Source organism: Streptomyces sp. NPDC094147 (genome assembly GCF_044764265.1).
Taxonomy (GTDB): Bacteria; Actinomycetota; Actinomycetes; order Streptomycetales; family Streptomycetaceae; genus Streptomyces.
The window spans coordinates 100,285-123,652 of sequence record NZ_JBIWHT010000002.1 but is presented as its reverse complement, the minus strand read 5'-3'; the positions used below and the strand labels follow the sequence as shown (position 1 = coordinate 123,652).

Annotated in this window: 22 protein-coding genes; 8 read left to right on the top strand and 14 right to left on the bottom strand. The window is 69.1% G+C overall.

The genetic code is table 11. From position 1 onward, the window contains the following. Position 1: 1 nt before the first annotated feature. The 8 genes from ACIQ8J_RS05975 to ACIQ8J_RS05940 all read right to left on the bottom strand — a co-directional run bounded on the left by ACIQ8J_RS05975 (position 2) and on the right by ACIQ8J_RS05940 (position 8,171). Complete coding sequence (locus tag ACIQ8J_RS05975; RefSeq protein ID WP_403267292.1) at positions 2-1,021, bottom strand: beta-ketoacyl-ACP synthase III; 1,020 nt, start codon at positions 1,019-1,021, stop codon at positions 2-4. 21 nt (positions 1,022-1,042) lie between these two features. After that, positions 1,043-1,975, bottom strand: a complete 933-nt coding sequence (locus ACIQ8J_RS05970) for an AvrD family protein (RefSeq protein WP_403267294.1) — start codon at positions 1,973-1,975, stop codon at positions 1,043-1,045. Positions 1,976-2,084: 109 nt separating this feature from the next. Continuing rightward, a complete protein-coding gene (locus ACIQ8J_RS05965; protein WP_403267297.1) occupies positions 2,085-3,524 on the bottom strand; it encodes an MFS transporter in 1,440 nt (479 codons plus the stop codon). Positions 3,525-3,706: 182 nt separating this feature from the next. Continuing rightward, entirely contained in the window at positions 3,707-4,507 is an 801-nt protein-coding gene (locus ACIQ8J_RS05960) for an ATP-binding protein (protein ID WP_403267300.1), read from the bottom strand. Positions 4,508-4,538: 31 nt separating this feature from the next. Continuing rightward, positions 4,539-5,171 (bottom strand): AAA family ATPase, encoded by a 633-nt coding sequence (locus ACIQ8J_RS05955; RefSeq protein WP_403607763.1) that lies wholly within the window; start codon positions 5,169-5,171, stop codon positions 4,539-4,541. A 268-nt stretch (positions 5,172-5,439) separates the two neighbouring features. Further along, entirely contained in the window at positions 5,440-6,294 is an 855-nt protein-coding gene (locus ACIQ8J_RS05950) for an MBL fold metallo-hydrolase (RefSeq protein ID WP_403267305.1), read from the bottom strand. A 17-nt stretch (positions 6,295-6,311) separates the two neighbouring features. Continuing rightward, the gene (locus tag ACIQ8J_RS05945) at positions 6,312-7,151 is read right to left on the bottom strand and encodes a helix-turn-helix transcriptional regulator (RefSeq protein ID WP_403267308.1); all 840 of its coding nucleotides are present in this window, start codon (positions 7,149-7,151) and stop codon (positions 6,312-6,314) included. A 612-nt stretch (positions 7,152-7,763) separates the two neighbouring features. Next, the gene (locus ACIQ8J_RS05940; RefSeq protein WP_403267310.1) at positions 7,764-8,171 is read right to left on the bottom strand and encodes an acyl-CoA thioesterase; all 408 of its coding nucleotides are present in this window, start codon (positions 8,169-8,171) and stop codon (positions 7,764-7,766) included. Between the two features lie 677 nt (positions 8,172-8,848). On the opposite strand from ACIQ8J_RS05940, the gene ACIQ8J_RS05935 reads away from it, so the two are divergent. Next, on the top strand, positions 8,849-10,249 hold the full coding sequence (locus ACIQ8J_RS05935; RefSeq protein ID WP_403267313.1) for a helix-turn-helix transcriptional regulator: 1,401 nt from the start codon (positions 8,849-8,851) through the stop codon (positions 10,247-10,249). A gap of 616 nt (positions 10,250-10,865) precedes the next feature. On the opposite strand, the gene ychF is transcribed toward ACIQ8J_RS05935, so the two are convergent. Then, complete coding sequence (ychF, locus tag ACIQ8J_RS05930; RefSeq protein ID WP_403267315.1) at positions 10,866-11,954, bottom strand: redox-regulated ATPase YchF; 1,089 nt, start codon at positions 11,952-11,954, stop codon at positions 10,866-10,868. A 210-nt stretch (positions 11,955-12,164) separates the two neighbouring features. On the opposite strand from ychF, the gene ACIQ8J_RS05925 reads away from it, so the two are divergent. Then, entirely contained in the window at positions 12,165-12,734 is a 570-nt protein-coding gene (locus ACIQ8J_RS05925; RefSeq protein WP_403267318.1) for a DUF6542 domain-containing protein, read from the top strand. An 85-nt stretch (positions 12,735-12,819) separates the two neighbouring features. On the opposite strand, the gene ppgK is transcribed toward ACIQ8J_RS05925, so the two are convergent. Together ppgK and ACIQ8J_RS05915 are read right to left on the bottom strand one after the other, a co-directional pair. Beyond that, a complete protein-coding gene (gene ppgK / locus ACIQ8J_RS05920) occupies positions 12,820-13,593 on the bottom strand; it encodes a polyphosphate--glucose phosphotransferase (RefSeq protein WP_403267780.1) in 774 nt (257 codons plus the stop codon). 56 nt (positions 13,594-13,649) lie between these two features. Then, positions 13,650-14,639, bottom strand: a complete 990-nt coding sequence (locus ACIQ8J_RS05915) for a 4-hydroxy-3-methylbut-2-enyl diphosphate reductase (RefSeq protein WP_403267320.1) — start codon at positions 14,637-14,639, stop codon at positions 13,650-13,652. Between the two features lie 113 nt (positions 14,640-14,752). Here ACIQ8J_RS05915 and ACIQ8J_RS05910 point away from each other — a divergent pair, with 113 nt between their 5' ends. The 4 genes from ACIQ8J_RS05910 to ACIQ8J_RS05895 all read left to right on the top strand — a co-directional run bounded on the left by ACIQ8J_RS05910 (position 14,753) and on the right by ACIQ8J_RS05895 (position 18,375). Next, positions 14,753-16,156: an APC family permease gene (locus tag ACIQ8J_RS05910; protein WP_403267322.1), complete on the top strand. Its 1,404-nt coding sequence runs from the start codon at positions 14,753-14,755 to the stop codon at positions 16,154-16,156. Between the two features lie 9 nt (positions 16,157-16,165). Then, on the top strand, positions 16,166-17,380 hold the full coding sequence (gene xseA / locus ACIQ8J_RS05905) for an exodeoxyribonuclease VII large subunit (protein ID WP_403267325.1): 1,215 nt from the start codon (positions 16,166-16,168) through the stop codon (positions 17,378-17,380). Between the two features lie 10 nt (positions 17,381-17,390). Continuing rightward, positions 17,391-17,624: an exodeoxyribonuclease VII small subunit gene (locus ACIQ8J_RS05900; protein ID WP_403267328.1), complete on the top strand. Its 234-nt coding sequence runs from the start codon at positions 17,391-17,393 to the stop codon at positions 17,622-17,624. Between the two features lie 160 nt (positions 17,625-17,784). Beyond that, positions 17,785-18,375, top strand: a complete 591-nt coding sequence (locus ACIQ8J_RS05895; RefSeq protein ID WP_403267330.1) for a malonic semialdehyde reductase — start codon at positions 17,785-17,787, stop codon at positions 18,373-18,375. 88 nt (positions 18,376-18,463) lie between these two features. On the opposite strand, the gene ACIQ8J_RS05890 is transcribed toward ACIQ8J_RS05895, so the two are convergent. Further along, complete coding sequence (locus ACIQ8J_RS05890) at positions 18,464-19,009, bottom strand: DUF4245 domain-containing protein (RefSeq protein ID WP_403267333.1); 546 nt, start codon at positions 19,007-19,009, stop codon at positions 18,464-18,466. Between the two features lie 127 nt (positions 19,010-19,136). Between ACIQ8J_RS05890 and glpX the strand changes: the two genes are divergently transcribed. Next, positions 19,137-20,168 carry a class II fructose-bisphosphatase gene (glpX, locus tag ACIQ8J_RS05885; RefSeq protein ID WP_403267335.1) on the top strand — a complete coding sequence of 344 codons (1,032 nt, stop codon included), beginning with the start codon at positions 19,137-19,139 and terminating at the stop codon, positions 20,166-20,168. A gap of 77 nt (positions 20,169-20,245) precedes the next feature. Here glpX and ACIQ8J_RS05880 read toward each other — a convergent pair whose 3' ends face one another. Continuing rightward, complete coding sequence (locus ACIQ8J_RS05880) at positions 20,246-20,599, bottom strand: WhiB family transcriptional regulator (RefSeq protein ID WP_399054473.1); 354 nt, start codon at positions 20,597-20,599, stop codon at positions 20,246-20,248. A gap of 151 nt (positions 20,600-20,750) precedes the next feature. Continuing rightward, positions 20,751-21,449: a DUF1707 domain-containing protein gene (locus ACIQ8J_RS05875; protein WP_403267338.1), complete on the bottom strand. Its 699-nt coding sequence runs from the start codon at positions 21,447-21,449 to the stop codon at positions 20,751-20,753. A 166-nt stretch (positions 21,450-21,615) separates the two neighbouring features. On the opposite strand from ACIQ8J_RS05875, the gene ACIQ8J_RS05870 reads away from it, so the two are divergent. Next, entirely contained in the window at positions 21,616-23,310 is a 1,695-nt protein-coding gene (locus ACIQ8J_RS05870) for a fumarate hydratase (RefSeq protein ID WP_403267340.1), read from the top strand. The last annotated feature ends 58 nt before the right edge of the window (positions 23,311-23,368 follow it).

Here is a 23,368-nt window from a genome sequence, read left to right as displayed (position 1 = left end):
GTCACACAGGTGTGATGTCGGGCCACGTGATCGCCGCCGAGGCCCAGGTGAGGCCGCCGCCGAACGCGGTGAGGAGGGTGCGGTCGCCGGGCTTGAGGCGGCCTTGTGCCGCGGCGTCGGCGAGGGCCAGCGGAATGGAGGCGGCAGAGGTGTTGCCGACCCGGTCGATGTTGATGACGGCCCGCTCGACGGGGATTTCCAGGTAGTCGGCCAGCGCCTTGAGGATCCGCACGTTGGCCTGGTGGCCGACGAGGTGGTCCACGCTGTCGTGGCTCCACCCGACACGGTCGAGCAGCGCCGTGGCGGAGCCTCCCATGCGGGTGACGGCCTGGCGGAAGACGGCCTTGCCCTCCATCGTGAAGTAGTGGTCGGCTTCCGGGACTTCGCCGGGGGTGGTGCGCTGGCGGGAGCCGCCCGCGGGAATGCGGATGAGCTCCTTGTGGGCGCCGTCCGAGCCGAGGTCCACGCCGAGGACCGCGCCGGGCCCGCCTGTGGCGGCGTCGTCCGCGCCGTCTCGGGCGGCGAGGACGACCGCGCCGGCCCCGTCGCCGAAGATGACACTGGTGGTGCGGTCTGCCGGGTTGAGGATCGACGAGTACGTCTCCGCTCCGATCACCAAGACGCGCTGGGCCTGCCCGCAGGAGATCTGCCCGTGCCCGAGCGCCAGTGCGTACAGGAAGCCGGAGCACACGGCTGCTATGTCGTACGCGGCGACGTTGCCGACACCCAGGCGTGCGGCGACGTCGGGCGCCGTCGCGGGGCATGGATGGTCGGGGGTGGTGGTGGCCAGCACGACAGCGTCCACGTCGCCGGGAGCGATGCCGGCGGACTTCAGCGCCCGCTCGCCCGCGGCGACGGCGAGGTCGCTGGTCGAGACGCCGGTGTCGGCCCATCGGCGGGTGCGGATGCCGGTGCGGGTGGTGATCCACTCGTCACTGGTGTCGAACCGGTCGGCGAGTTCTTCGTTCGTGACACGGCGCGGGGGAAGGTAGGTGCCGAGGCCAATCAGGGCAGAAGACATGCCTGTTCTCCTTGCGGTGCTTCAGGGAAGGAGGTGGGTGACGTCGCAGGCCAGGGAGAGGCCGGCGTGCTCGGCGCGGATCCGCCCGGTGCGCCAGGTGCCCTGTCGCGTGCGCAGTTCCTGGGCCCGCTCCACACGGGCGGAGAACCTGTCCTCGGCGGGTACGGGCGCCGGGACGACCGTGATGTCGGTCCTGCGCATCCACAGCGTGTTGGACGTGCCCCGGTCGACGCCGTCGAGCTCGTACAGCAGCACCTGGCCGAGCTGGAGCGCGCAGACGAACAGGTCGATCGGCGTGAACACGCCGGGCCCGGTCAGCTCCAGGAGGGCGTCGGCGCGCAGGGTCTCCATGTCGACGCGTACGTCGGTGAGCAGTTGCGACTGGGCGTGGTGGTCGACGCCGTAGGGAGTCTGGTTCCACACGCCGGGCAGCTGGTCGGCCGAGGCGTAGCAGCCGGGCGTGGCGACCGGGGTTCCGGCTGGGTGGGCGGCAGTGACGGTGACGTTCATGGAGCCGACTCGGCAGTCCGTCACGGTGATCTGCTCGCCGCCGGGCCCGTCGTGGGTGGACACGTGGACGGCGGAGGCGGCGAACCGGTCGAGACCGTCCTCGTCGGGCCGGGCCCCGGCTCGGATCCGCACGCCACGGACGGCGAACCGGGTGGGATCGTGCTCGAAGGTGTGCCTGGTGTACAGGCCGGTGAGCTGCGCGGCGAACAGCATCGCGTCGATCGTCGACAGGTGGGGACGCTGCTGGATCTCTCCCTTCCGCGACCAGGTTCCGGGGACGTGCAGCCCGGCGGTGGCCTCGATGCGGCCGGTGGCCGGAGCGACGTCGATGGCGGTCAGGGCATGGGTGACGCGCTTGAAACCCTCGCCGAAGAACCGGCCGGTGCGATCTCCGAGCGCGTCGTCGACGGACGGATGGACCAGGGTGGAAGCCTGGGTGGTCATGGGTTACTCCCCCGTTCGGGGCGTGAAGTGCGGGTGTGGGATGGCGGGGTGGCGCCGTGGCTGCTCGTGGCGGATGCCGCCGGGCGCCACCCCGTGCGGTGGGCGCCGGTCAGGCGCGGCTACCGGCCATCTCCCGCTCCGCGGTGCCCGTGGTGTCGGCGGTGGCGGGGGCCGATCGCAGGTTCAGCGCGGCGAGGACGGTCAGCCCGATGCCCGCAGCGATGGCCCAGGTGGCGGCCTTGATGCCGTCGACGAGCTGCGCCGGGTCGTGCGCGGCGTCCGGGCCGTTGAAGGAGGCGGCGAGCGCGATCAGGACGGCGAGGCCGACGGCTCCGCCGATCTGCTGGCCCGTGGTGGCGATGCCGCCACCGATGCCCTGGTCCTCGGCCGCGACGCCGGTGGAGGCGGCGGCGAACATGGTGGTGAAGACCATGCCCTGGCCGAGCGAGAGCACGGCGAGCGGGGCGACGAGCGCCGCGTACGGTCGGTCGGTGCCGACGACCAGAGCGAGCGCGGCGGTGCCGACGATGCCAAGGGCGAGGGACAGCAGCAGGGTCTTGCGGGCGCCGAGCTTGGTCGCCGCCTTGCCGCCCACGATGGTTCCGATGAGCACGAGGCCGGACGGGACGACGAAAGCGAAGCCGGTGGCCCACGCGCTATAGCCCTGGACGGTCTGCCACAGCTGGGTCAGGAAGTACGCGAGCGCGCCGAACGTGGCCATGAACAGGAACGTGATGACGGTGCCGGTGGACAGGTTCCGGTTGCGGAACAGGCGCAGCGGCACGAGCGGCGAGGCGGTCTTCGACTCCACGATCAGGAACAGCGCGAAGAGGACGACGGAGACCACCAGGGACCAGACGACGACGGGCGCGCTCCAGCCCTTCTCCGGCCCCTGGACGAGGCCGAAGACGAACAGCGTGGAGGCGACGGTGGCGAGGACCGCGCCGGGCAGGTCGAATCCGCTGGTGCTGCTGCGTTCGGTCTTGGGCAGCAGCACGAGAGCGGCGACGAGGCCGGCACCGGCCATCAGCACGTTCACGTAGAACACGGCGGACCAGCCGAAGGCGTCGGTGAGCAGACCGCCGAGGATGGAGCCGAGGACCATGCCGGAACCACCGGCGCCGCCCCAGATCGACAGGGCCCGGTTGCGCTCCGCGCCCTCCGCGAAGAGCGTGGTGACCAGGGACAGGGTCGCGGGGGCGAGGAACGCGCCGCCGAGGCCCTGTACCGCGCGGGCGGCGATGAGCAGCCACTGGTCGGCGGCGAGAGCTCCGGCCAGGGAGGACACGGCGTACAGGAACATGCCGAGGACGAACATGTTCTTGCGGCCGAAGAGGTCGGTGGCGCGGCCGCCGAGGAGCAGGAATCCACCGAAGGCGACCGCGTAGGCGGAGACGACCCACTGGAGGTTCTGTGCGCTGAATCCGAGCGCCGTGCCGATCTCCGGCAGGGACACGAACACGATGTTGTAGTCGATCGCGATGATCATCTGGGCGAATGCCAGCAGTGCTAGCACCGCCCCGAGGTGGCGCGGCTTGGTGCCGGTCACGTCGGAACTTCCTTCCGGTGGTGGGATTTGTGGGGACTCAGGGCGCGATGCGGCGGATTTGGGGAGGTACGGCGCCGGGGCGCGCCCCGGGCGAGGCACGGGACCGTGTCGAGTGAGGCTCCACGGCGTGGGCGCGACCGGCCGTGATGAGCCCGCGGGGGGCCTACTGCGCGCGCGAAGCGTCAGTAGCGCAGGGCCCAGGCGACGCGACGTGCCAGCGACTTCTGGCGCTGCTGTTCGTGGAAGCGGGCGTCAGCCTTGAGGTCTTCGATGTCGGCCTTCACTCGGCGCTTGGCTTCCTCGATGGCCTCTTCGATGGGCACGACCACCGGCAGGTCGAAGATTTCCACGATCTTCTCGATGCGCTCGGGGATCGGCCCGCCGACGACGTGGTAGGGGATGCCCATGCGCTCAAGGGACTCGATGAGCAGGTCGTCGGAGAGGCGGCGGAACTTCTCCGACACCGGCCGGTGGCCGTCGGGTTCCATGTCGAACTCGACGGGCAGGTGCACGTAGGCGTCGTAGATGCGCTGTGCGCGCGCACGCGTGATGTCGCCGAGCGTGTCGGTGTACCGCTGGTAGAAGTGCTTGACCGGCACCCCCGCGACTTTCTTGAGGGCCCGGAACCCCCAGGTGGCGCCGGGGTTGATGCCGACGCGCATGCGGGCCTCGAAGTACACCCACTCGTGGAAGACGCCGCCGTCCGAGATGAACGCGGACTCGCGGGCCTCGTTGTGGACGCGCTCCTCGAACCGGCGCAGACCGAGCTTGACCAGCTCCATCGCGTTCAGTTCCATGACGGTCTTGCCCGGGACGAGGTCGACCAGCAGTTCGCGCGAGGTCTTGGCGTGGGTGCGGGGGATGCCGGTGGCGATCGACAGGGCCTCGGTGGTGGTCGACTTGCCGGTGGAGTAAGTACCGGAGATGGCGAGATGAAGGTTTGGGTTCTCGCTGAACTTCGGGGTCTTCAGGTGGCTGCTCATGCGTTGTCGTTGTCCTTGCACTGGTGCCCGGTCAGGCGTTCTGGGTCTTCTTGACGGCCTCGGCCACCGTGCTCACCGGCTTCACACCGGTGACCTTCAGGACCTGCTCCAGGCGCTGCTCCAGCGGTCCGGTCACCCTGTGCACAGGGATGCCGGACTCCTGGAGCGCGGGCAGCAGCAGATCATCGGAAAGCTTGCGGAACGTCTCGTTGATCGGCCGGTTGTTCTCGGCGAGATCGAACTCGATCGGCACGTGGAAGAACGCCTCGTACGCGCCTCGGACCACATGGCGCTTGGCCAACAGGCCGATCTCGTCGGCGACTTGTTCGTACGCCCGGGTTACCGGATCGCGATAGCGCGAGGCCAGCGGGTATGCGGTGCTCGGGTAGGAGCCAACCGCCAGGCGCAGCTTGGCGTAGATCCACTCGTGCAGGACGGAGCCATCGGAGAAGAACCCCTTCGACTGGGCGGCCTCGCCGGCGATGCGCTCCGCGTACCGGTTGACGGTCAGCTGGAGCACCTGCGCGTCGGTCCAGTTGTGGATGGAGGCGTTCTCGCTGCCGATCGGCTCACGCATGGGAGGGCCCTGGGTCCGCGGCAAACCGGTCAGGTATTCCAGGGCTTCGGTCAGGACGGTCTTGCCGGAGCCATACGCTCCGACCACTGCAAATCTCGAACTCACACTCACGATGATGGTGTTCGCACACGGAGGTTGACAGCCTTCAGTGGAACCACCAGTGACACCACTGGTGGCGTCACCACCACCAGGCGGGAGTCCAGGACAAGGAGAGGGGAGAAAGGAAGAACGGACAAGGCAAGAGAGAGGGCCTGCTCTCCCCGGATATGGAGTGAACAGGCCCTGTGCAAAAAGCAGTTGCTCGTACGCGTGACACCCTAGGCGTGCACGCCGCTGCCACGCGTTCGCACCGCGGTCACGCGTCCTCGGCGGAGCCTATGGATTCCCACAGAAGCCCCTCGCTCCTGGACGGTACGCGGCCGAACTGTACGTCGGAGAAGTGGTTGCCGAATGCGAGGGTGTGGGTCCGGGACAATTCGTCGAGCACGGCCTTGCGGGTGTGGACTGCCTCGTCGGGGATCATGTCCATCGAGACTCGCCACTCGGGTCGGTCCAGCTGGGCGGCGCTGTGGAAGACATCGCCGAACGCGATCAGCCGTCGGCTCCCGGACGAGATCACATACGAGGTGTGCCCCGGTGTGTGGCCGGGGGTGACCCACGCGGTGACGCCGGGGAAGATCTCGTCGCCATCCTTCGCCGCGCCCCGCCGGCGTACGGACGAACTGGCGTGCCACCAGGCCCACTCCCGCTCCGAGGCAACGAGCCTGGCCTCCTGGAAGGGGCTGCCCGGGGCGCTGAACACCCATCCGAAGTGGTCGTCGTGCAGGTGCGTGAAGGCAATCAGCTCCAGGTCCGAGGGGTCCTTCCCCACCCGCCGGAGGGAGTCGGCCAGGCTGCCTCCCTGGAGTACGCCGAGTACCGGATGGGTTTGCGCGGCGCCCCATCTGCGCGGCCCGAACCCCGCGTCGATCAGCATCGACCTTCCATCGTGCTCGATGAGGAGTCCGCCGATGGATGCCGCGAGAAACCCTTCCCCATCAAGGAGCGCCCCGCACCGTGACGCCGTCCAGTCCTCGGAGACCGACTCGGGCAACCAGCCGCGCGGGCTCAACTGGACGTCCCCGTCCGGGAGATACGTGAGCGTGTGCTCACCGATGCGTACCGACCGTATGCGGTGGGCGGGAGTGTTCCAGCGGGTCAAAGTGGTCATGGTCCCCAATCCCCTTGTTACGCGGCGGCTTTCACAGCGGGCCCGTATTCCCGCGGCGTGGCGGCCTGGCCCCAGACCGCGATCTTCGACCGAGTGGCTTCGTCCGAAGTGAGCAGCACCAGCCGAAATCCGCTCTGGCATGTGAAGTCGAGACTGACGCGGGTGAAATTCAGCGACCCCAGTTCCGCGTGCCGCATTTCCTGTACGGTGCAGGATCCGTCAGAGACGCTGCGGTCCTCCCAAAGCCGTGCGAACACCTCGCTCCGGGTACGCAAGTCGGCAATCAGATCGGACAGCTCGGGGTCTCCCAGGAAGTTTCCCGTGTGTGCCCTGAATCGGGCGATCGCATCAGCGGCCGCCTGCTCCCAGTCGACAAACAGTTCTTTGAACGACGGCTCGGCGCACATCATGCGCAGATAGTTCTTCCGCTCCGGACTCAGGCCCAGGAGCCGCACCATCGCAGCATTGGCGGACAGGACGTTCCAGTACCGGTCCACCACGTATGCGGGGTTCGGTAGATACGCCCCGACCACCTGGGACATCAGCAGCTCGTCGTGCCCGGGTTCGGCGCGCTCGAAATCGGCGACCCCGGCCAGGTTCATCACGTAGCGGTGCTCAACCGGATCCAGGCGGAGCACGCCGGAAATCGCCTCAAGGATCTCGCGGGAGACGTTCTTGGCCCGCCCCTGTTCGATCCACTGGTACCAGGAGGCGCCCACGCCGGCGAGCAGGGCCACTTCTTCGCGACGCAGGCCGGGACGGCGGCGCGCTCCAGCGGGCAGACCGACCTGCTCGGGCGTGATCTCAGATCGCCGCGCCGCGAGGAATTGCCCGAGCTCACGTGATTTGAGGTTCATCTTGGATAGTCCTTCTGACATGCGACCAGACTTTAGTGGAGCGCACGCAAAATAAACAAGTTTGAATATTAAATCGTGATGAAGGTCAGCGTTATGCGATCCGTGCCTCACGAACCAATCTCGCGGAACACGGTCACGGAACACGCTCGCGGGGAACGGTCAGCACGCGGCATTCGATACGTCAGCGCATCGACGCTGCTCATGCCGTGGATGCTCACACCGGCAGCCGCTTTGACCGACATTCACCTGCCTGGACTCAGGACCTCCCTGAATTTAAGAAGTATCCCTACTTTTTTCTGGATCGAATACCGAATGGGGTCGAGGCAGGGCTCCGGCGCAGTCGCGTGACGAGCGCTGTCAAGTACAGTTGCAGTGCCGCTCACCGTGAGGTCATGCCATCGGCGGAACACCACTCCTCCAGGTACTTGAACTACCGGGCCGAGAACAGCCACCAGCGCGTGCGTCCAGAGCCGCCACCGACCCGACCACACCTCCGCGCGCCTCAACTCGCCAGCCACGCCGACAATTTGACAGCACTCGGCCCATGCCTACGTCGCCGGCAGCTTGACTTCTGATTCGGCTAGCCCCTTGGCGCCCCTACTGTTGATGCCATCAGGATTCGGTGTAGCGAGCGAAGAATTCCACCTCGGCGTCAGTGATACGCCGCGGGCTGCCGGTATCCAGGTTGTACGCGGCCATCTTGGTAGTGGCCTCGGCATAGGTGCGCTCGGCATCTCGGATGGTGTATCCGAGTTCGAGCCTCGCCCCGCGGCAGCTGATTACCCAGACGTCTACGTCTACGGGCCCCTCGCGGTACTGCAGCGGAGCGCGGTAGTCGACGAGGGACTGGCTGACCACGAAGGCGCACTGGCGGCGGCCGGCCTCGTCAGCGGGCAGCATGTCCTGAACCATCCGCGTCCGCGCCTCCTCCATGTACTGGAGGAACAGCGCGTTGTTGACGTGCCCGTATGCGTCCGCATCGGCCCAGCGCAGCGGGAGCGGATAGGTGTACTTGGTCACGAGCGGTCTTTCTGTGCGGGGGGGGGCTGGGTGCAGCGGAGGGCCCGCGCCGAGAAGCCGTCGCCCGGGTGGCTTCCCGGCGGCGCTTGGCGATCCAAGCGGACCCTGACGAAGTCCGCTACAGATCCCGTCATGACCCTGCCGACCACGAAGCCGTGGGCAAGGATCAGCGGCGGACTTCTCGTCGAGTGATTTAAACCAAGCCTCACAGGGAGCGTCAACGTGACCCGTTTGCCCCATTTGCCCGAATGGAGCATCCCGGCGAAATGCGACTCTCTCCGAACCCATGGCTTGCAAGTCGCTTGCCACGCAAGGGGAATGGCACTTGAGGGGCGCCTCAAAGGCGAGCTGCACAAGAAGGCCTGGATCGCCCGAAGTGCATCGCAACGAAAACCGGCAACGTTTTGCCGGTTTTCAAGGCTGCGCCAGTCGAAGGTCAGCCAAATGTCCGGTTCGGACATGAATGTACCGTTACCTCGGAAGCACTTCGGCCGACATTGCGCGAGGGCGACAAGGTGTCCTTATGGCCCACCCCACACCATGGTCAAGATTGCTCAAAAATTACGTATGCTCTGCCCTAAGGGGAAGGGTCGGATGAAGGTTCGGCGCATCGGTGGTGGACCTCTTTGCGTGCCCGGGAAAAGGGAGCCTCCTCGGAGGCGTAAGGCGGGTTTTTCGTGAATTCAGACGGACGCAGCCTCGGCAGCAATGGTGATGCGGACGAGGTCACTTCCGGAAGGGATATCGGCGAACAGCGACCAGCCGGCCAGTACATAGGGTTCGGCGCACTGCTGCGCGGATGGCGCAGGAACGCGCGCGTCACGCAGGCCAGGACGGCCAAAGCTCTGGGCATGGGAGAGCGCACCTATCGCAAGATCGAGCATGGCGCGACACCGCCGCGGCTAACCCGCGTGCAGTGCGAGTCCGTGGCAGCCCTGCTCCGTCTGGACCGCGACGAGCGGCATGCGCTCATGCTGTGCAACATCGGCTCCGGCCTGATCCCGCCAGACGGTGTAGCGCAACCGGAACTCCAGCAGGCGCTGCGCCTGCTCATCGACCGGCAGACGCCCAGCCCCGCCTATCTGTGCGACCAGCACTGGAACATCCTCGCCTTCAACACCGCCATGGCCGAATGGTGGCCCTGGGTGGTGGAGCCGGGCGCGAACCTCATCCTGTGGGCCCTGACCGCTCCAGAGGCACGCCTCCAGTACCAGGACTGGGACAAGCACGTCTCGGCCTACGTGAAGATGCTCAAGTTCGCCCAGGCCACCAAGCAGGATGACGCCGAACTGCGCGAGCTGATCGACAAAGTCAAGAGGAATCCCGATGTCCGACACATCTGGGAGACCGAGCACGACATGGGCGAGACACGTGACGGCCACGTCTTCCGCATGAACGTGCCAACACTCGACTGGGAAACGGTTGAAGTGGCCAGCCATGTCCTCTACCCGGCGTCGATGCCGGAGTGCCGGTTCGTCGTGATCACCTGGGTCGAGGGAGGGGAAGACGAGGAGCACGACGCGCTAGGAGGCATCCGGAACGCCTGGGCCGCCACAACGGCAAACCAGGATGATGTGGAGACAGCGCAGCGGCACACGCAGAATCGCGTCGCCGAGGACGCCGCCACTCGCCGGCGGCGGGAGGCAGCGACGCTCGCTTCCCGCATGATCGTGTCCACCCCGGAGGAAGCGGCAGAACAAGCCGGGAAGAACGGCGTCCCGATGCCGGCCATCAGCAAGGTCCTCGGCCCCCATGCCCAGCTCACCCTCGCGCCCGACAAACACACCGTCGTATGGGCGGCGGAAGAGACGCCCGGATGCTGGTCCGTCACTCATGTCTCGCCCGCCACAGTGATTGCTCGCGTGCCGAGGGACTCTGTGCAAGGGGATTGCCTCCGCGAGATGCGCCAGCTGGTGCGCGCCGCACTGCCGACCGACACCGCGGCGGCCGCCGCGCGTATCGGGCAGCTCTTGGAGGAGCGCGACATCGAGCAGCGCGTACTGCGTGAAGTCCTGAACGCAATCGAAGGGAGCGGCACGGGCGAACCGAAATCCCGGGAGACAAGCCAAGAGCCCTAGGGCGTGTCCGGCGGATCTGGTCGCCCACAGCGGGCGGTGCTCTTTGGGTGCTGGTGAGCGGGGGTCTGGTGCGTGCAGCTGCAAGGCGGAGGAAGGCGGCGACGCGATGGGGGTCCCCCCTGCTCGTCAAGAGCTTGGGGGAGTCGGCAACTGACGACAACGCGGCAGATGGGCGTGCCAGACCCCCGCGCCCCAGACATGATCCGCCGGACACGCCCTAGGGGGGTGTCCGGTTGGGTCATGGCCGGAAGTGGCAGCGCTCGTGTCGACGAAATCGAGCACAGTCCGACGCCCGCGCGGAAGCAAGGATCGGCAGCGATGGCCCGCACCTGTCAAGGAGACAAGGGTAGAGATCGCTGCCTTCGCCGATCCGGACTTTCCAGAAGTCCGGGACAGGCGGGTGCAACGCCCGGCCCAGGGCCCCGGGCCGCCCCCAACCAGCCCGCAGACAACGGAATCCGTAGCCAGGCGCAGCCCCACCCCACGGCCAAACAGTCAGCCCGGTCCAGCGCCGATCCAGCACGGGGGGGGACGCGAACGGGGTCGGCCCCCGATCGGGCCGACCCCATTTCACCTGCATGTTCGCCAGACAGCTACGCCAATGCTGTGGCGGCGACTACACGTTGAAGCGGAATTCCACCACGTCCCCGTCCTGCATCACATAGTCCTTGCCCTCCATACGCGCCTTCCCCCGGGACCGGGCCTCCGCGACGGAGCCCGCGTCGGTCAGGTCGGTGAAGGAGATGACCTCGGCCTTGATGAAGCCCTTCTGGAAGTCCGTGTGGATGACTCCGGCCGCCTCGGGGGCCGTCGCGCCCTTGGGGATGGTCCAGGCGCGGGTCTCCTTGGGGCCTGCCGTCAGGTAGGTCTGCAGGCCCAGGGTGTCGAAGCCGACGCGGCCCAGGGTGGCGAGGCCGGGCTCGTCCTGGCCCATGGACTGGAGGAGTTCCAGGGCCTCCTCGTCGTCCAGCTCGATGAGCTCGGACTCGATCTTCGCGTTGAGGAAGATCGCCTCGGCCGGGGCCACCAGCGCGCGCTGCTCGTTCTTGAAGTCCTCGTCGACCAGCTCGTCCTCGTCGACGTTGAAGACGTACAGGAAGGGCTTCGTGGTCAGCAGGTGCAGCTCGTGGAGGAGGTCGCCCTGCTCCGTGCCCTTGGTGATGCCCGCCGAGAAGAGGGTCTCGCCCGCTTCGAGGATCTTCTGGGCCTTCTCCACCGCCGCCAGCACCGCGATCTTGTCCTTCTGGAGACGGGACTCCTTCGTCAGGCGCGGGACCGCCTTCTCGACGGACTGGAGGTCGGCGAGGATCAGCTCGGTGTTGATCGTCTCGATGTCGTCCTTCGGGGACACCTTGCCGTCGACGTGCACGACGTTCTCGTCCTTGAAGGCACGGATGACCTGGCAGATCGCGTCCGACTCGCGGATGTTCGCGAGGAACTTGTTGCCCAGGCCCTCGCCCTCGCTGGCGCCGCGCACGATGCCGGCGATGTCGACGAAGTCGACCGTGGCGGGGAGGATCCGCTGGGAGCCGAAGACCTCGGCGAGCTTGGCGAGCCGGGCGTCGGGGACGCCGACGACGCCGACGTTCGGCTCGATGGTGGCGAACGGGTAGTTGGCCGCCAGTACGTCGTTCTTGGTCAGGGCGTTGAACAGGGTCGACTTGCCGACATTCGGCAGACCGACGATTCCGATCGTGAGCGACACGTGGCGACTTCCCGGTACGAGGGCGGTGGACGGTCCTGAGAGTGGACCGTCCACCAGTTTACGGGCGCGCGGTACCGACCGTGACGGGCCCGGTCGACGGGCCCGGTACCGCCCGTAAACCGGTCCCGGACCGTCGAACGCTGCGCCAAGCTCGCCCAAAGCGCGTGTCCAATGGGCGGTTCCTCCCCTGTCGCGACCTACGTTGGTGCGGTGGAGCAATACAGGACGCGCACCCCGCAGCACGGACAGCGAGCACGGACATCGGCGCCGGGGCCTTCCCGGGCGCCACTCGGCGTACCCGCCGGGGCCGCGGCGAGTGGGGACAGGGCCACCGTCTACCGGGTGGCCGGGCGCAGCCGGCGGGTGCCGCCCGTGGTGCTCGCCCTGCGCAGGCTGCCCTCCCCCCGGCTCACCGGGCTCGGCGGCGGGCTCTTCGCGGCCGCGCTGATGTTCGCGCTCGCCTTCCTGGACTCGCTGCTCCTCGACAGCTCACCCGTGGTCTACGGGGTGCTGTTCCTGCCGGTCAGCGCGGTGACAGCGCTGTGGGTGCGGCCCGCCGACCTGGTGACGGCACCGATCTGCGTACCCATCGCCTTCGCGATCGGCATCGTCCCGATCTCGGGCGGCGTCGGCGGCTTCGGCGGCCAGGCGATGGCCGTCGTCACCGCGCTCGCCCTGCACGCGGGCTGGCTGTACGCCGGAACACTCGTCGCCGGGGTCATCGCCACCGTACGGAAAGTACGGCTGATCGGGCGCCGGCGCAGCCCCGGCCGGCGCTGAGTGCTCCGCGGGAAGCGGCCTTCGTGGCTGCGGGCCGATGTCACAGCCCCGCTCCCCTTCAGGGCAGCGCCCCGCTCCCACCCGCTCAGCTCCCCGCGGCCACCGGCGCAGCGCCGTCGACCCCCGCCGCCACCATCGCCGCGCCCACGATCCCGGCGTTGTTCTGGAGCTGCGCCGGGACGATCTCGGCCTTGATGCCCTTGATCAGCGGCAGGAACTTGTCGGCCTTGCGGCTGACTCCGCCGCCGATGATGAACAGCTCGGGCGAGAACAGCATCTCCACATGGGCCAGGTACTTCTGGACCCGGTGTGCCCATTGCGGCCAGCTCAGGTCCTCGTCCTCCTTGGCCTTGGTCGAGGCGTGCTTCTCCGCATCGTGGCCGTGCAGTTCCAGGTGGCCGAGCTCGGTGTTGGGGACGAGGCGGCCGTCGATGAACAGGGCGCTGCCGATGCCCGTACCGAAGGTGAGCAGGACGACGGAGCCCTTGCGGCCCCGGCCCGCGCCGAAGCGCATCTCGGCGACGCCCGCCGCGTCCGCGTCGTTCAGGACGGTGACGGGCAGGCCCCCCAGGCGGTCGCCGAGAAGGCGGACCGCGTCCACGCCCACCCACTGCTTGTCGACGTTCGCGGCGGTCCGTACGGTGTTCGAGCTGATCACCCCGGGGAACGTGATGCCGACCGGACCCGACCAGCCGAAGTGGCCGACGACCTCCGCGACACAGCCCGCCACACCGTCGGGTGTGGCGGGCTGCGGGGTCAGTACTTTGTGGCGTTCCTGCGTCAGGTCACCTCGGTCCAGGTCGACCGGGGCACCCTTGATGCCGGACCCGCCGACGTCCACTCCGAACACGTTCTTCATGGCCTTCATGAGGTCCACGTTACGGGCGGACGCCGGGCGCCACTTCCTGGAGCGGGCTACTTGCCCGAGAGTTCGGCGGCCTCCGCGCGCAGGTCGCGGCGGAGCTCCTTCGGCAGTGAGAAGGTGATCGACTCGTCGGCCGTCTTCACGGTCTCGACGTCGCCGTAACCGCGCTCGGCCAGCCATTCCAGTACGCCGTCGACGAGGACGTCCGGCACCGAGGCGCCGGAGGTCAGGCCGACCGTGGTGACGCCCTCCAGCCAGGCCTCGTCGATCTCGTGGGCGAAGTCCACCAGGTGGGCGGCGGGGGCGCCGGCGTCGAGGGCGACCTCGACCATGCGGATCGAGTTCGAGGAGTTCTTGGAGCCGACGACGATGACCAGCTGGGCCTGCTCGGCGAGCTTCTTCACCGCGACCTGGCGGTTCTGCGTGGCGTAGCAGATGTCGTCGCTGGGCGGCGAGAGCAGGTTCGGGAACTTGTTCTTGAGGGCGTCGACCGTCTCCATCGTCTCGTCCACGGAGAGCGTGGTCTGGGAGAGCCAGACGACCTTGTCGGGGTCGCGCACCTCGACGTTCGCGACGTCCTCGGGGCCGTCGACCAGCGTGATGTGGTCGGGCGCCTCGCCGGAGGTGCCGATGACCTCCTCGTGGCCCTCGTGGCCGATCAGGAGGATGTCGTAGTCCTCCTTGGCGAACCGCACGGCTTCCTTGTGGACCTTGGTGACCAGCGGGCACGTCGCGTCGATCGTCGCCAGCTTGCGCTCGGCGGCCTCCGCGTGGACGGTCGGGGCGACGCCGTGGGCCGAGAACATGACGATGGAGCCCTCGGGCACCTCCGCCGTCTGCTCGACGAAGATCGCGCCCTTCTTCTCCAGGGTCTGCACGACGTACTTGTTGTGGACGATCTCGTGCCGGACGTAGACGGGCGCCCCGTACTGCTCCAGGGCCTTCTCCACGGCGATCACGGCACGGTCCACGCCCGCGCAGTAGCCACGGGGAGCGGCGAGCAGGACCCGGCGGGAAGCGGTAGCAGTCATGCCCCCCATGGTACGGGCGCGCTCCGACACCCCCGAGCGCCCCGCGGCGCGGCACCGGGGCCCGCGACCCCGACCGGCCTGCCCGGCGGGCCAAAGATCGCGGGCCCGGTGAGACTGGCTGCATGAGCGGCGTACGCAAGGAGACCGAAGCGGCCGAACCCGCCGGGCAGCTGCGGCGGACTCTCGGATTCCGGGACCTTGTCGTCTACGGGCTCCTCTTCATCGCCCCCATGGCCCCGGTCGGCATCTTCGGCACCCTCGACGCCAAGTCGCACGGAGCGGTCGCACTGGTTTATCTGGTGGCCACCGTCGCCATGGGGTTCACCGCGTTCAGCTACGCGCAGATGGTGCGGGTCGTCCCGCTGGCCGGGTCGGTGTTCGCGTACGCGCGCAAGGCGCTCGGCGAAGGGCCCGGGTTCATCGCCGGGTGGATGGCGATGCTCGACTACCTGCTCATCCCGGCCGTCGCCTACCTCTTCTCCGGCATCGCGATGAACTCCCTGGTCCCGTCCGTCTCGCGCTGGGTGTGGACGGCCGTCGCGGTCGTGATCACCACCCTGCTGAACCTGTGGGGCGTACGGGCCGCGGCCCGGGTCGGTTTCGCGGTGCTCGCGATGGAGATCGTGGTGCTGCTCGTCTTCGTCGTCGCGGCGGTGGCCGTGCTCGTACGGGACGGTGCGCAGCGGGGCTGGCTGACGCCGCTGGGCGGCGACGCGGGCTTCTCCCTGAGCGCGGTGCTCGGCGCGGTGTCCGTCGCGGTCCTGTCCTACCTGGGCTTCGACGCGATCGCCACGTTCGCCGAGGAGGTGACGGGAGGCTCGGCGAAGGTGGCGCGGGCGGTGCTGTTCTGCCTGGTGCTCGCCGGGGTCCTGTTCGTCGCGCAGTCCTATCTGGCGGCCCTCCTCGAACCCATGTCGTCGGCGCAGCTGGCGGCCGATCCGGCCAAGCAGGGCTCGGCGTTCTACGACACCGTGGAGGCCTCGGTCGGCGGCTGGCTGCACACCCTGGTGGCGGTCAGCAAGGCGATCGGGGCGGCGTTCGCGGCGCTCGCCGGGCAGGCGGCGGCGGGGCGGCTCGTCTTCGCGATGGCGCGCAACCGGCGGCTGCCGCGGGTCCTGTCGCGGACCGACTCCGGGGTGCCGCGCGCGGCCCTGCTGCTCGCCGCGGTGGTCACGCTGGTGGCCGCGGTCTGGGCGGCCCGCCGCGCCGACGGCATGGACCACCTGGTCTCGGTGGTCGACATGGGCGCGCTGACGGCCTTCTTCCTGCTGCACGCCTCCGTGGTCGGCTGGTACGCGGTGCGCCGCATGGCGGGCGCCCCCAACTGGCTGAGCCACGTGGTGATTCCGGTGCTCGGCGCGGCCGTCATCATCGCGGTGATCTGGGAGGCCACGGCGACGGCCCAACTGGTGGGCCTGGGCTGGCTGGCGGTGGGACTGGTGGTCCTGGCCATGCAGGGGGGCCACCGCCCCGGCCCCGAGCCGCCGGCGCCGACGCCCGGCGGGACTGTCAGTGGCGCGGGCTAGCCTGCGTACATGGCTCTGAATACGAGTGCGGACGCGCCGCTCCCCGTCGGCGAGGTGTCACGCCTCATCGGGGGGTGGATCAACCGCCTCGGGGCGGTCTGGGTCGAGGGGCAGATCACGCAGCTCTCGCGGCGGCCCGGCGCGGGTGTGGTGTTCCTGACGCTGCGCGATCCCGCGCACGACATCTCGGTGGGCGTCACCTGCTACCGCCAGGTGTTCGACGCGGTGGCCGACGTCGTGTCGGAGGGCGCGCGCGTCGTCATCCACGCGAAGCCCGAGTGGTACGCGCCGCGCGGCCAGCTCTCGCTGCGGGCGGTGGAGATAAGGCCGGTCGGCATCGGCGAACTGCTCGCCAGGCTTGAGCAGTTGAAGCGGAGCCTGGCGGCGGAGGGGCTCTTCGCGCTTGACCGCAAGCGGCCGCTGCCCTTCCTTCCGCAGCTCGTCGGGCTCGTCGTGGGCCGCGCCTCGGCGGCCGAGCGGGACGTGCTTGAGAACGCCCGGCGGCGCTGGCCCGCGGTGCGCTTCGAGGTGCGCAACGTGGCGGTGCAGGGGGTGCACGCGGTGCCGCAGGTCGTCCAGGCGGTGCAGGAGCTCGACGGGCTGCCGGACGTCGACGTGATCATCGTGGCACGGGGCGGCGGCAGCGTGGAGGACCTGCTTCCGTTCTCGGCCGAGCAGTTGGTGCGGGCGGTCGCCGAGTGCCGTACGCCGGTCGTCTCGGCGATCGGGCACGAGCCGGACGCGCCGCTGCTCGATCTGGTCGCGGACCTGCGGGCCTCCACGCCGACCGACGCGGCGAAGAAGGTCGTGCCGGACGTCGGCGAGGAGCTCGACCGGGTCCGCATGCTGCGGGACCGGGCGCGCCGCCATGTCGTCGGCCTGGTCGACCGCGAGGAGCGGGGGCTCGCCGGGGTCCTGGGCCGGCCCTGGATGGAGCGGCCGCAGCGGATGGTGGACGACCGGGCCGACGAGGTGGACGCGCTGCTCCACCGCTCGCGCCGGGTGCTCGGCCACCTCCTGGACCGGGCCGACTCGGAGCTGTCGCACACCCACGCCCGCGTGGTCGCGCTGTCGCCCGCGGCCACCCTGGAGCGGGGGTACGCGGTGCTCCAGCGGGCCGGCGGCGAGGTGGTCCGCTCCCCCGGCCAGGTGTCCGCCGGGGAGGATCTGCGCGCCCGGGTCGCCGAGGGCGAGCTGCACGTCACTGTCGTACCGCGGACATAGGGTGGATCGCATGGCCAAGACGGACGAGGCCGCATCGGGCGATGCGGCGCTGGGGTACGAGCAGGCGCGCGACGAGTTGATCGACGTCGTACGGCGCCTCGAAGCGGGCGGCACCACGCTGGAGGAGTCGCTCGCGCTCTGGGAGCGGGGCGAGGAGCTCGCGAAGGTGTGCCGGCGCTGGCTCGAAGGAGCTCGGGCCCGCCTCGACGCGGCGCTGGCGGAGCCGGCCCAGGACGAGGACTGAGCGCGTCCGCGCGCGGGGACCTCGGCGTTCACCAGGAGGCCGGGCGCGGCCGCACCCGGATGTGATGCCGATCACCCGCGAAGCAATTTAGTTGAAAGTTAACCTACCTCTGGCGTACGGTCGTGACATCTTGATCAGCAGCCCGGAAGGTAGCTCCCAGATGTCTCTCGCCCTTGACCCCGCCGCCCAGGACCTCCTCTTCCGCGAGGCCCGCACCGCCAACACGTTCACCGACGAGCCGGTGACCGACGAGCAGGTCCAGGCGATCTACGACCTGGTCAAGTACGGCCCGACCGCCTTCAACCAGACCCCGCTGCGCATCGTCCTGGTCCGCTCCGACGAGGCCCGCGAGCGCCTGGTGAAGCACATGGCCGAGGGCAACCAGCCCAAGACCCGCACCGCACCGCTGGTCGCGATCCTCGCCGCGGACAACGAGTTCCACGAGGAGCTCCCGGCCCTGCTGCCGCACTTCCCGCAGGCCAAGGACGTCTTCTTCGCGGAGCGCCCGGTCCGCGAGAGCGCGGCCCTGCTCAACTCCGCGCTGCAGGCCGCGTACTTCATCATCGGCGTCCGCGCCGCCGGCCTGGCCGCGGGCCCGATGACCGGTCTGGACTTCGCCGGTGTGCAGAAGGAGTTCCTGGACGACGACCACACCCCGCTGATGGTCGTCAACATCGGCAAGCCGGGCGAGGACGCCTGGTTCCCGCGCAGCCCGCGCCTGGCGTACGACCAGGTCGTCACGACCGTCTGATCCGCCGCGCAAGCGATACGACGAGGGCCGCCGCACCGGAAAGGTGCGGCGGCCCTCGTCGTGTCCATGCATCCACCGCGGACGGCGCTCAGCCCGTCGGCGGGGTCCTCTTCGACTCCAGCGCGCCCGCCATCGCCACCAGCTGGGCGTACGGCGCCGTGCCGGTCACCACGGTCGTGGAACCCTGGTCCTGGCGGACGAGGGCGTCGTACTTGGGACCGTTCCAGTAGGTCCAGGTCACGCCCGCGATCCGCTCCGACTTCCCGGTCTTCGCCGCGTCCCTGCTGACCTGGGGGACGAACTTCTCGACCGGCGCGGTCGACTGCTCGATCGCCACGTACTGGTTCTGCGGGTCGAGGAAGCCCAGGTGCCAGGCGTTGTCCTTGGCGCCGTCGTACGACACCGAGGTCGCCCGCCACTTCTCCTGGTCGGGCAGGCCGACCGGGGCCGCCACCGGGTACGGCGCGGCCCGCCGCACGGTGGTGAGCTCGACCTTGTAGTCGACCGCCTTGACGGGGACGCCCGAGTCGTCGTGCGGGATGAACACATAGATCACAGCCGCCGCGATGCCGATCACCGCCAGCGACTGCAGCATGTTCCGGACTGTCTGCTTGCTGCTGCGCGTTCCTGCCACGACCCCATCGTCTCAGGTCATGTCGCCGCTCATACGTGGCCCCCTCTGCTCATTTTGTCGACGTGCGGATAGAGTTCCAAGCACCCTCTTACCTTGCGGCCGTCGCCGTACAGAAAGGTGCGCTCCGATGACCGAGCATCATCTGCCGTCCGAACTCAAGGTCTCCCCGGAGGCCCCCGACCGCAACCTGGCCCTGGAACTCGTCCGGGTCACCGAGGCCGCCGCCATGGCCGCCGGGCGCTGGGTCGGCCGCGGAGACAAGATCGGCGCGGACGGCGCCGCGGTCAACGCGATGCGGACCCTCGTCTCCACCGTCTCGATGAACGGCGTGGTCGTCATCGGCGAAGGCGAGAAGGACGAGGCCCCCATGCTCTACAACGGGGAGCGCATCGGCGACGGCACCGGCCCCGAGGTCGACATCGCCGTCGACCCGATCGACGGCACCACCCTGAACGCCAAGGGCATGCCGAACGCGATCGCCGTGCTCGCCGCCGCCGACCGCGGCACCATGTTCGACCCGTCCGCCGTGTTCTACATGGACAAGCTGGTCACCGGCCCGGAGGCCGCCGACTTCGTCGACATCAACGCTCCGGTCTCGGTGAACATCCGCCGGGTCGCCAAGGCCAAGAACTCCTCGCCCGAGGACGTCACCGTGGTCATCCTGGACCGCCCCCGCCACGAGGGCATCGTCAAGGAGATCCGGGAGACCGGTGCGCGCATCAAGTTCATCTCGGACGGCGACGTCGCCGGTTCGATCATGGCCGTGCGCGAAGGCACCGGCGTCGACCTGCTCATGGGCATCGGCGGCACCCCGGAAGGCATCATCTCCGCCTGCGCGATCAAGTGCCTGGGCGGTGTCATCCAGGGCAAGCTGTGGCCCAAGGACGAGGCCGAGCGGCAGCGCGCGCTCGACGCCGGGCACGACCTGGACCGTACGCTCTCCACGAACGACCTGGTCAGCGGCGAGAACGTGTTCTTCGTCGCCACCGGCATCACCGACGGCGAGCTCCTGCGCGGGGTCCGCTACCGCGGCGAGACCGCGACCACGCAGTCCCTGGTGATGCGCTCGAAGTCCGGCACCATCCGCCAGATCGACTCCACACACCGCCTGTCCAAGCTGCGCGCGTACAGCCAGATCGACTTCGACCGGGCCAAGTAGCCGCGAAGGCAAGCGAGTTGCGTATGTGAAGGGGCGTCCCCGTTGTGCGGCGGGGGCGCCCCTTCACGTACGCAGATCTAGGCGGCGGACACCGATTTCTTGAGCTCGACCTCGCGACGGCGGCGGCGGGCGAGCACCACACGGCGCTCGGCCGCGGTCAGGCCGCCCCAGACGCCGTACGGCTCGGGCATGAGCAGGGCGTGCTCGCGGCACTCCACCATCACGGGACAGCGGGCGCAGACGCGCTTGGCGGCCTCCTCGCGCGAGAGGCGGGCGGCCGTCGGCTCCTTCGACGGGGCGAAGAACAGGCCTGCCTCGTCCCGGCGGCAGACCGCCTCCGCATGCCATGGGCCCGCCTGATCCTCCCGTGCTGGACCGCGCTGCGGCGGAACGGCGGCGACCTGCAAGGAATGATGCGGCGGGTGCGGCACGGGTCTACTCCTGACGACGGCTTCGCGAGCGAGCGACGATGCGACAGTCCCTACCCGCTGTACGCGGGCCTATGCACTGAGTTCCGTAGTGCGGAACTTCGCCCGGGGCCGGATGGCCTGATCCGGGCGCCGCCGCGCGCCGGTCCGGCCGTCAGGGGCCGAGGCGCTTGCGCAGCGCGCCGTGGAGATCGGCGATGCGCCACCCCCGCTTCGGCTTGGCCTCGATGCTGCCGAAGACCGAATATCCATTGACGACGACCACCGGTGCCTCAGGATCGTCGGCTTCGAGGGCGACCACCTCGAAACTGCCGAAAATTCCGGTGCCGCTGCCGCGCAGGCTCAGGTTCTCCGGCACCCGGATCTCCACATTGCCGAAAATCGCAGTCGCGTTGATGACGGTCAGCCGCTGCGCGAAGAGCGCCTCGGTGAGGTCGATCTCCACGCTGCCGAACAACGAGAAGGCGTTGGTGCGCCGGCCGACCCGCCAGCGGCCCTTGCGGGTGGAGCTGGAGAACACCGCGACCAGGTTCTCGGCGGCGACGGACATCCCGGCCTCCTCCGCCTCGCGCGGCGCCGGCGCGAGGGCCGGGCGGCGCCGCTCGCCCGCCGTCGGCAAGTCCTGGACCAGGGGTTCGAGTTCGCCCAGCGTCTTGGCCCGGTAGACCGCGTCGATGCGCTCGGAGTGCTCCTGGGCGTCGAGGCGCCCCTCGGCGAGGGCGTCGCGCAGGATGTCGGCGGTCCGGTCCCGGTCGGCGTCGGAGGCCCGCAGCGCCGGGGGCCCGGCATGCTTGACGAGGTCGGCCTTCGCGGGCGCCGCGGGGTCCGGCTGAGCGTGCTTTTCGAGGTCCACGGAGCCAGCGTACCCAAACGCGATAGATCGCGACTAGTCGCGGGCCGGGGCGAGTCCGGCGACTGAGCCCTACCTCACAGGATCGGCGCTTTCCGGGCGGCATACGCTGGTGGGTGCTGTGCCAATGGAGGTCCAGCTGTCTGCCGAGTGAGGAATGGCCGTTCACATGTCCCCCGACTCCCGCCCGCCCAGCCCGGCGTTCGCGTACTCCGACCTGCTCCCCCTGGGAGCGGACACCACGCCCTACCGACTGGTGACCGCCGAGGGTGTCTCCACCTTCGAGGCCGACGGCCGTACGTTTCTCAAGGTCGAGCCGGAGGCGCTGCGCAAGCTGGCCGCCGAGGCCATCCACGACATCCAGCACTACCTCCGCCCGGCGCACCTCGCCCAGCTCCGGAAGATCGTCGACGACCCGGAGGCCTCGGGCAACGACAAGTTCGTCGCGCTCGACCTCCTGAAGAACGCGAACATCGCGGCGGCGGGCGTCCTGCCGATGTGCCAGGACACCGGCACCGCGATCGTCATGGGCAAGCGCGGCCAGAACGTGCTGACCGAGGGCGGCGACGAGGCGGCCCTCTCGCGCGGCATCTACGACGCGTACACGCAGCTGAACCTGCGCTACTCGCAGATGGCCCCCCTCACCATGTGGGAGGAGAAGAACACCGGCTCGAACCTGCCCGCGCAGATCGAGCTGTACGCGACCGACGGCGGCGCGTACAAGTTCCTCTTCATGGCCAAGGGCGGCGGCTCGGCCAACAAGTCGTTCCTGTACCAGGAGACGAAGGCCGTCCTCAACGAGGCCTCCATGATGAAGTTCCTGGAGGAGAAGATCCGTTCGCTGGGCACCGCCGCGTGCCCGCCGTACCACCTGGCGATCGTGGTGGGCGGCACCAGCGCCGAGTTCGCGCTGAAGACCGCCAAGTACGCCTCCGCGCACTACCTGGACGAACTCCCCTCCGAGGGCTCGGAGTTGGGGCACGGCTTCCGGGACGAGGAGCTGGAGAAGAAGGTCTTCGAGCTGACACAGAAGATCGGCATCGGCGCGCAGTTCGGCGGCAAGTACTTCTGCCACGACGTGCGCGTGGTGCGTCTGCCGCGGCACGGCGCCTCGCTGCCCGTCGCGATCGCCGTGTCCTGCTCGGCCGACCGCCAGGCCGTCGCCAAGATCACGGCGGAGGGCGTCTTCCTGGAGCAGCTGGAGACCGACCCGGCGCGCTTCCTGCCGGAGACGACCGACGAGCACCTGGACGCCTCGGACGACGACGTCGTACGTATCGACCTCAACCAGCCCATGGACGCGATCCTCGCCGAGCTCACCCGGTACCCGGTGAAGACCCGGCTCTCGCTGACCGGCCCGCTGGTGGTGGCCCGCGACATCGCGCACGCCAAGATCAAGGAGCGGCTCGACGCGGGCGAGGAGATGCCGCAGTACCTCAAGGACCACCCGGTGTACTACGCGGGCCCGGCGAAGACCCCCGAGGGGTACGCCTCCGGCTCCTTCGGCCCCACCACGGCCGGCCGGATGGACAGTTACGTCGAGCAGTTCCAGGCGGCGGGCGGCTCGAAGGTCATGCTGGCCAAGGGCAACCGCTCCGCTCAGGTCACCAACGCGTGTGACGCGCACGGCGGTTTCTACCTCGGCTCCATCGGCGGCCCGGCCGCGCGGCTCGCCCAGGACTGCATCAAGAAGGTCGAGGTCGTCGAGTACGAGGAGCTCGGCATGGAGGCGGTGTGGAAGATCGAGGTCGAGGACTTCCCGGCGTTCATCGTCGTGGACGACAAGGGCAATGACTTCTTCCAGGCACCCGCCGAGCCGCCGACGTTCCTGAACATCCCCGTGCGGGGTGCCGGGCAGGCGTAGGCACGAGCCCCAAGGCCCCGCCGCGGACCGGCTGTCCGCGGCGGGGCCGTTTCGTCGG